Below are 8,560 nucleotides of genomic sequence, written 5' to 3' on the forward strand. Positions count from 1 at the left end.
GACACTGATAAGTGAAAGGAAGCGGATTGCTGAACGCGTGAACATCATTTAATTGGCTTTCTCACAAAAACTCGATTAACAAGACAAATAACGCATCTAAAAAAGGGGCGTCGGAAATCTGTTTAGCTGCCAAAGTGATAAGATGGCAAGATGCAGATGGAACTTAAAACTTCGACCTGTAGCAGAACCGACAACAGACTGATGATTTTCAACCCATTTCGCAAAGACCCATTCGCCGATGCTGCACTAGCTGCGTACAATATCATTGTGGCGCAATCTCGGCACCCAGAATTCTATTTGTCCCATGGCATTAAAGACGATGTAACCGGTCGCTTCGATATGATCGCATTACACATGACCCTGGTTTTCCACCGCCTGCACAAAGGCGACGAAGACCAAAGGAAGTTCGCCCAGTCGCTGTTTGATTTGTTCTTTAAAGATATGGACCGCTCTTTGCGCGAAATGGGCGTTGGCGATATAACCGTGCCCAAAAAGGTCAAAAAAATGGGTGAAGTCTTTTATGGCCTTTTGGGGGCGGTGAAGGACTCATATGAGAGCAAAGATGTCGCAACACTTGCTCTGGCGCTAAATCGTAATTTGTATAATGACGAAGACAGCACAAATGCGAACGTGCTGGCCCAATATGCGATTGGACAAATCGCCAACTTGGGCACTCAAAACCAAATCATTCGCGGAACAATCCATTTTCTGTCTCCCGAACAATCAATTGCCAGCATAAATGCTGAGGAACAAGAATGAGCAAGACCCAAGAATACACCATCGAACAACTATCTCTTTTGCTCGATATGGTGGTTCGTGTTGAAGAAGTGCCCACACAAGGGCGTAAATATGACTTTGCAGCCGACGAGCAAACGCTCAAAGTCCTCGCTCAACATTCAGCGGCCACCGAACTTACACAGTTTGAAGGGTTTGTCGAAATTCGACCGATTCGTGGGGGGCTGGAAGCCAAGGGCAAGTTGAAAGCGGCACTGCAGCAACCGTGCGTTGTTACGCTAGAACCGGTCGAGGAGCAAATTGATGTCGCTATCGAACGCATTTATTTGCGCGGCGAAGAGCCCGAGTTGGATTTGACCGCAAATGGCGAAGTCTTTGTGGATTTGGAAGTAGATGCGGACACAGAATGGTTCACGGCCGATAAAATCGATCTAAGTGATTTCATATACGAGCAGTATTTGCTAAACATTGATCCGTATCCAAAGAAACAGGGTGCTGAACTGCCAAATGTCAAAGATGACGAGGATTCGGGCGAACTGTCCCCATTTGCCGCGCTGGCGGCACTTAAACAGACAAAGTAATTAGTCGACAAAGGTGCAAAAAAGCTTGTATGCGGCTTATTCCTAGATAAGCTGCGCACGAGTTTTGCTAAAAACCAAAGCGAATATGGCAAAAAACATAACAATATCAGTCGACGCTATGGGTGGCGACAACGGGCCGGCGATCGTTCTCTTGGGCGCGAAAATGGCTCTTTTGGAGCGGCCAAACACCAAATACATCTTTCACGGGCGTGAAGATGAGCTGGTGCCTTTGCTCAAAAAATATCCTGACCTTCAAGCTGTGTCCGAAATCCGTCATTGTGAAAATGTGGTTTCGATGGACGAAAAGCCCAGTCAGGCCCTCCGCAAAGGCCGCGGCAAATCATCCATGTGGAATGCCCTGCAATCCGTTGCCGATGGGGAGGCCGACGCGGCCATTTCAGGCGGCAACACCGGCGCACTAATGGCGATGGCGACATTCTGCCTGCGCCCGATGGAAGGTATCGCTCGGCCCGCGTTGGCCGCGATTTGGCCAACCTTGCGCACAGAAATCGTTGTGCTCGACGTGGGTGCAACCGTAGGGTTTGATAAACAACAGTTGATTGACTTCTCCATTTTGGGGGCCGCCTTGGCCCGCGCGCTCTTCGATATGAAAGAACCAACTGTTGGTTTGCTCAACGTCGGCGTTGAGGAAGTTAAGGGCTTGGACGCGGTTAAAGATGCTGCCAAAGAACTTAAGTCACACACAGGGTGCGGTTACCAATATCACGGCTTTGTTGAAGGCGATGACATTGGCAAAGGCACAGTGGATGTTGTGGTAACAGAAGGTTTTACAGGCAATATTGCCCTGAAAACCGCAGAAGGGACCGCGCGACAGGTCGGCACTTATCTGCGCACCGCGCTCACCAACAGCTGGCTATCAAAACTCGGCGCACTCATTGCTTCGGGTGGCCTGCGCACGCTGCGTGACAAAATGGACCCGCGTAATGCCAATGGTGCTGTTTTTCTCGGCGTAAATGGTATCGTGATCAAAAGCCACGGCGGCACCGACGAAATTGGCTTTAAGAGCGCTTTGGGCATAACCTATGAAATGGCCAACAATCGATTGATGGATAAAATCGGTGACGGGCTGAAACAATTTGAAAAGCCAGCCGACAAGGCATCAAATGGCGACAATGAAAGTGACGAGGTAGCATCAGCGTGAGTGGGGTAAAATCAGTCGTGCGTGGGGTTGGGCATTATTTGCCCAAAAACGTTGTCACAAACAAAGATCTAGAGAAAAAAGTCGACACAACGGACGAGTGGATTGTTCAGCGCACGGGCATTGAGCAGCGCCACATTGCCCTAGAAGACGAACAAACATCGGATTTGGCGGTAAATGCTGCACGGAACGCGCTCGACGCGGCGGGCATCAATGCCTCTGAAATCGATTTGGTCATTGTTGCAACAACAACTCCAGACCGTACGTTCCCAGCGACAGCTGCATTGGTGCAAGAAAAACTCGGCATCACCCAAGGGTCTGCATTTGATATTCAAGCGGTATGCTCTGGTTTTGTTTATGCCGTTGCAACTGCAGATAGCTATTTAAAAAACGGTCTTGGCACCAAAGCGCTTGTTATTGGCGCTGAAACGTTTTCGCGTTTGCTCGATTGGGAAGACCGGACAACCTGTGTGCTATTTGGCGATGGCGCAGGCGCCATGGTGCTTGAAGCTGTGCCAACTGAGGCAGAAGGTGACCGTGGTGTGCTTTCAAACTGTTTGCGCTCAAATGGCGAACATTGGCGCAAGCTCTATGTTGACGGTGGCCCATCGCTAACTCAATCCGTTGGATTTGTGCGCATGGAAGGCAAAGAAGTGTTTCGCCATGCTGTTGGCATGATTTCGGACGTGGTTGAAGGCGCATTTGAAAAAGCAAATGTTGAGCCAAGCGATCTAGATTGGTTCGTGCCACACCAAGCCAATAAGCGTATTATTGACGGGGCTGGCAAAAAACTGAAAATTCCGGCAGAAAAAGTTATCGTTACGGTGGACAAACATGCCAATACTTCAGCGGCTTCAGTGCCGATGGCGCTGAGCATTGGGGTGGCTGATGGGCGTATCAAGCAGGGCGATCTTGTGATGCTTGAGGCCATGGGTGGCGGATTTACGTGGGGCGCGTCTTTGGTGCGCTGGTAAAGTGCAATAAGAGTTTGCGCTTCATCATTGACCAAGACAAATGTCGCATCTATGCTCGTTAACATATTGAAATGCATTGCGGAGTGGACATGGCAGGGAAAACACTAACACGTGCTGACCTCAGTGAGGCAGTTTATCAGCAAGTCGGCCTTTCGCGGGCCGAGTCGTCTGATTTGGTAGAGCGTGTATTGGATTTAATGAGTGATGCACTTGTCGCTGGGGAAAGCGTCAAACTGTCGTCATTCGGTTCATTTTTGGTCAGATCTAAGAATGAGCGGATTGGTCGGAATCCTAAAACCGGCGAAGAAGTACCGATTTTGCCAAGACGGGTTTTGGTGTTTAAGCCAAGCAATGTCTTGAAGTCCAAGATCAACGACAAAATGTTAAGCGCAAAATAGAACAATAATAGCGCTTAGCTAATACGAGGGTGGAACCGTTGGAAAAGTCGCCAGACGCTTTTCGTACCATATCGGAAGCGGCAGACGAGCTTGACTTGCCTCAGCACGTTTTGCGTTTTTGGGAAACACGATTTTCGCAAATCAAACCGCTAAAGCGGGGCGGTGGTCGTCGCTATTATCGGCCCGACGATGTGCAACTGCTGCGCGGCATACGATATTTGCTCTATGATGAAGGTTTCACCATCAAGGGCGTCCAAAAAATCCTCAAAGAAAATGGCGCACGCCACGTGATCACCATCGGTGAAACCGGGGCAATTGAGCCTGTGGTGCCCGTTGGTGGCAATGGCGACACGGCTGAACAACCTCAAATTGCAGCACCAGAAACATCACACGGCTCCGGAAAAATCGACACCTATTCGCGCGCACGACTAAACGAAGCGCTGCACGAATTGCTCGAGTGCAAGCGGCTTTTGGACAAAGCCACGGAAGATCCGTTTGGGTAGTCCGTTTATCTAACTTAGGCGATTTACACAGTTCTATTTTTGAATTTGGCTTAAATACTTTTGCGCAGCCAGGTTTAATGCCTGAGCGATTTCAAATACTTCTGCAGACGTGAATTCGAGTTTTTCGCCGACACTAAAAACCTTTGCCCGTGGGATCATTTGGAGTTCTATTGTGCCTCCATTTATGTACGTGGTGCCGAAGCTCAGTTTCGATCGTTTTTTCGTTTTATGATCCAGCACAAACAATTCAAAGGCTGGCCATTGTATGCGGCGCAAGCCTCCCTTTGCCGCTTCACCATCCTTTTCACTGACGATCCCATTTCTGTGAGATAAGCAATCTCGTACGTTCTTCAAACTACCGATTGCCCTTTCAATGTCTTCACTTAGCGACAAGGAAAACCGTTCCTTTAGCTTTGAGATTTTTCCTTTTGTGGGAGAAACACCATTAGATTTGAATTCATTCAGAAAAGCCTTCTCTGTGGCTTCAAGAGAGTCATGGAGTGTGCCGCCGATTGGGATGTGTCTGGTACCGCTTTGTGCAAGAAGTAATTTGAAGCAGAGATCGTCAAGGCAAAGCGCAAAAGTCTCAATACTATCACGTACCAAATAGAGGCGTTGAAAGTGTTGAAATCCTTCTACTAGGCCACCAATTTTGTTGGAGGGTGGTGTAGGTATTGCGAATCTTACGCTTTCCTTATTCCCAATTTCCCAGTGTTCTTGTGGTAGATGACTTATGCTTATGTTGTCTGCAATAAATAAGAAGTATTTTACTCGTCTAAAGCTTTGAGCAAATAGATTGAAGCTTTCGTTGGCCGATAAATTTAGGTTTATTCTTTTGGGAGATGCCATTTTCTAGCCAGTCAGAAATAACTAAATATAAAGCAAGGCAAAAGCATGTAGGTCGGAAAAGTAACAACCGGATATAAAATGGTCGGAGTGGCCAGATTTGAACTGACGACCCTCTGTCCCCCAGACAGATGCGCTACCAGGCTGCGCTACACCCCGACTGGGGCCTTGTTAGACAAATTCGCTGCTTTGCGCAAGTCAGTGTTGCGCTAATTTTGTGCGTTCTGACGGATCTGACGTTTTGCGCCTTAACACCAACTCCTATTTGCGGTAGCCATCTGCCATGTGTGATGGATATTGATGATGGCCCTGATTGAAAACACCGGAATTGACCGTGACAAACTGCTCGCTGCGCTAACGGCCTGGCCGGGGCTTGCGCGCGCTCAATGCACCCTGATCAACCATACAGAAAACGCTACCTTCCGCTTGGACTTGCCCGATGGTAGCAAGAAAATATTGCGCGTGCACCGCCCCGGCTACAATAGCGAACTTGCCATCACTTCTGAACTGACTTGGGCAAAGGCGCTGCGCACCGATATGGCGGTGCAAACCCCAATCGCCATTGCTGGTAATAATGGGCATTTGCTGCAATCAGCTCATGTGAGCGGGGCAAATGCGCCGCAGTTCATGGTGCTTTTTGAGTTTGAAGAGGGGAATGAACCCCAAGAAAATGAAAATCTTTCAAGAGCGTTTGTGGAATTGGGGCGGCTTGCCGCCACTGCGCACAATCATGTGCAACAATGGCAAATGCCTGTGAGTTTTGAACGGATGCGTTGGACGGCCAGCAGCATTCTTGATCCAAACGGGCTTTGGGGCGATTGGCGCAAAGCACCAGGGATGACCGAGCAGTTTCGATCGACCTTTGATCGACTTGATGCGTTGTTGCGCCAACGTTTAGCAGAATTTGGACAGGTCCAAGATCGGTACGGATTGATTCATGCCGATATGCGGTTGGCGAATCTGCTGGTTGATGGCCGTCACATCAAGCTGATCGACTTCGATGACTGCGGCTTTTGCTGGTACATGTATGATTTTGCAGCTGCCATTTCATTTATTGAAGACAGTCCAGAAATCCCAGCACTCAAGGCAGCATGGCTGCGCGGGTATCGCAAAGAGCGAACGCTTGCTGAGGCCGATGAAGCTGAGATGGACACGTTCGTTATGCTACGGCGTATGGCGCTAACCGCCTGGATAGGCTCGCATAGTGAAACGCCTTTTGCGCAAAGTTTGGCAGGCGACTTTGTTCGCCGAGGTGCAAAACTTGCCCAAGACTATTTGCTCAGGTTTGGTGCAGCTTAAGGCAACCGCCGGTCGTTCTGGCCGCCTTTATAGACATCATAGCCAGCCGAAACGCCCCAAATAATTCCCATCACCAAGAACAAATGGCGCCAGTGATCAATATCGATAATCGCGGCTTCAAGGATCAGCGGTAAAAATGTAGCGAACGCCGGGATCATCAACAAACGATTGGGTGAGGGGATGGCCATGGACACAACGGCGCGTCGCAATGTCATCAGAATCAGCCAAACAAACGCACCGCCGCCAAGCCATCCATAGTCCAAAAAGACTTTTAGGTAGGTGTTGTGCGGTTGCTCTAAAACCAACATTTGGTCAAATTGCCAGGGCCCGATGCCCAGCGGGTTATTCAACGCAAGCGCATATCCCCACGCCTGTCGGCCAAATCGACCCGTTTCACCACCGTCATAACTTTGAACAAGCGAAGCACGTTGCAAAAACAAGTCTGCGACTTGCGGGATCATCAACAAGCCCAAAATACCGAGGACCAGGGCGAAAATGCCCACGGCGGCCAGCCCGATCATCTTTATGCGTTCACGCGGCGTCGCTTCCAACAAGAAGTTGAGCAGATAGACAATGATAAATGTCAGCAGCAAGTGCCCCCATGCGCCGCGGGAGAAGGACACGAAAACCCCCACACAAATGATACCCAACCACAGGGCATTCATTGCCATTTTTCGATAGTCGCCCAAAAGGATTCGTTGCCACAAATAGGCAGCGGGCAACACCAAAAAGGGGCCAAATACATTGGGGTCTTTAAAGAAAGCTTTTGCGCGACCATAGCGCAGAAACAGATCCTTGCCGGGGATCAAACCAAGATATGCCAGCGTGCCAATAAGGGCGGCAAAAACAGCCGCAAATATATACGCCTTATTGATTAAACGCATACGTTCAAAGGGCTTTTCTGCAACAAAGTTGGCAACAAAATACCCGGTGATCAACAAAAACACCGTGACGGTGGTAAAGATCAAGCCCTTCGACAGCGTTGAATATTGCATCTGCAAAATGGCAACGAACGCGGGGGGAATGAACAACAAAGTTGCCATCAAATAGGTGTTGGTGCGCCGCGATATCGGCATGCCCGCCAACATGGCACAGGCAAAAACGGCCACAAATACCAACTCATAAGGGGACGGTTCAAACATAACCAGTGCCCCGCCAGCAATCCAAACCGGCACCAGCATCATCATTAGACGATGAGCGAGCGCAGAGCCGCTCACCCTAATGTTTTCGCCCACAAATGTTGTTTGAATTGACATGAGGATGGCCGCGCTAGTATGCGCCCTCGTTTTTGCTGACCAGCGAAATAGGGGTCATCAAGAGGATGTAGAGATCCAAGAAGATCGACCAGTTTTCGATGTAGTAAAGATCGTGATTAACCCGTTGCATGATTTTATCGACGGTGTCTGTCTCGCCCCGCCAACCGTTAATCTGTGCCCACCCAGTTATGCCCGGCTTCACCCGGTGGCGTGCAAAATAACCGTCCACAGCATCATGGTAGAGGCGGTCATCGGCCTTGGCCTGCAAGGCATGCGGGCGAGGGCCGCAGATTGAAAGCTCTCCGCGCAAAACATTGAGGAACTGAGGCAGCTCATCAATTGATGTTTTGCGAATAAAGCGGCCTACTTTTGTGACACGCGGATCATCTTTTGTGACCAGCTTTGTCGCTTTTTCATCCGACATTTCCGTGTACATAGACCGGAACTTGAACACATTGATCAATTCATTATTAAAGCCGTGACGCTTCTGTTTGAAGAAAACGGGGCCCTTGCTCTCCAACTTGATGGCAATCGCGGTAATCAGCATGATGGGGGAGAAAGCGACCAGTGCAACCGCTGCAACAACCATGTCAAACAACCATTTGGCGACAATATTCCAATCAGAGATTGGTTTGTCAGCCATATCAAACACCGGCACCTCACCCAAATAGGAATAGGCGCGAGACTTGAACTTCAGCTTGCTCATGTGCGCGCTTAGGCGAATATCAACGGGCAGCACCCACAATTGTTTGAGCATGTGCAACACACGTGTTGCCGCCGAAACGGGAAGGGACACAATAACCAAATCA

General features: G+C 49.4%; 10 protein-coding genes and 1 tRNA gene. 7 read left to right on the top strand and 4 right to left on the bottom strand.

Translation table 11 applies throughout. The features are described 5' to 3' along the window. The first annotated feature begins 156 nt into the window (after positions 1-156). From Q0231_RS03640 to Q0231_RS03665, 6 genes are all read left to right on the top strand, one after another. The gene (locus tag Q0231_RS03640) at positions 157-759 is read left to right on the top strand and encodes a ubiquinol-cytochrome C chaperone family protein (protein WP_269391981.1); all 603 of its coding nucleotides are present in this window, start codon (positions 157-159) and stop codon (positions 757-759) included. Further along, positions 756-1,316 carry a DUF177 domain-containing protein gene (locus tag Q0231_RS03645; RefSeq protein WP_299345220.1) on the top strand — a complete coding sequence of 187 codons (561 nt, stop codon included), beginning with the start codon at positions 756-758 and terminating at the stop codon, positions 1,314-1,316. The genes Q0231_RS03640 and Q0231_RS03645 overlap by 4 nt, the downstream gene beginning before the upstream one ends. 85 nt (positions 1,317-1,401) lie before the next feature. Further along, complete coding sequence (gene plsX / locus Q0231_RS03650) at positions 1,402-2,478, top strand: phosphate acyltransferase PlsX (protein WP_269391979.1); 1,077 nt, start codon at positions 1,402-1,404, stop codon at positions 2,476-2,478. Next, positions 2,475-3,449 (top strand): beta-ketoacyl-ACP synthase III, encoded by a 975-nt coding sequence (locus Q0231_RS03655; protein ID WP_299345225.1) that lies wholly within the window; start codon positions 2,475-2,477, stop codon positions 3,447-3,449. The genes plsX and Q0231_RS03655 overlap by 4 nt, the downstream gene beginning before the upstream one ends. Before the next feature lie 89 nt (positions 3,450-3,538). Beyond that, positions 3,539-3,847 carry an integration host factor subunit alpha gene (locus Q0231_RS03660; protein WP_269391977.1) on the top strand — a complete coding sequence of 103 codons (309 nt, stop codon included), beginning with the start codon at positions 3,539-3,541 and terminating at the stop codon, positions 3,845-3,847. Between the two features lie 38 nt (positions 3,848-3,885). Continuing rightward, positions 3,886-4,350 (top strand): MerR family transcriptional regulator, encoded by a 465-nt coding sequence (locus Q0231_RS03665; protein ID WP_299345229.1) that lies wholly within the window; start codon positions 3,886-3,888, stop codon positions 4,348-4,350. A gap of 33 nt (positions 4,351-4,383) precedes the next feature. Here Q0231_RS03665 and Q0231_RS03670 read toward each other — a convergent pair whose 3' ends face one another. Both Q0231_RS03670 and Q0231_RS03675 read right to left on the bottom strand, forming a co-directional pair. Beyond that, entirely contained in the window at positions 4,384-5,199 is an 816-nt protein-coding gene (locus Q0231_RS03670; protein WP_299345232.1) for a hypothetical protein, read from the bottom strand. A gap of 79 nt (positions 5,200-5,278) precedes the next feature. Continuing rightward, positions 5,279-5,355: transfer RNA gene (locus Q0231_RS03675), tRNA-Pro, on the bottom strand. Positions 5,356-5,499: 144 nt separating this feature from the next. Between Q0231_RS03675 and Q0231_RS03680 the strand changes: the two genes are divergently transcribed. Further along, entirely contained in the window at positions 5,500-6,495 is a 996-nt protein-coding gene (locus Q0231_RS03680) for a phosphotransferase (protein ID WP_299345235.1), read from the top strand. Here Q0231_RS03680 and Q0231_RS03685 read toward each other — a convergent pair. Both Q0231_RS03685 and Q0231_RS03690 read right to left on the bottom strand, forming a co-directional pair. Beyond that, positions 6,492-7,751, bottom strand: a complete 1,260-nt coding sequence (locus tag Q0231_RS03685) for an O-antigen ligase family protein (RefSeq protein ID WP_299345238.1) — start codon at positions 7,749-7,751, stop codon at positions 6,492-6,494. The two genes, Q0231_RS03680 and Q0231_RS03685, sit on opposite strands and share 4 nt — an antisense overlap. A gap of 13 nt (positions 7,752-7,764) precedes the next feature. Then, a partial coding sequence (locus tag Q0231_RS03690; protein WP_299345241.1) for an exopolysaccharide biosynthesis polyprenyl glycosylphosphotransferase occupies positions 7,765-8,560 on the bottom strand: 796 nt, incomplete at its 5' end.

The organism is uncultured Maritalea sp., from assembly GCF_937139385.1.
In the GTDB taxonomy this organism is placed as follows: domain Bacteria; phylum Pseudomonadota; class Alphaproteobacteria; order Rhizobiales; family Devosiaceae; genus Maritalea; species Maritalea porphyrae_A.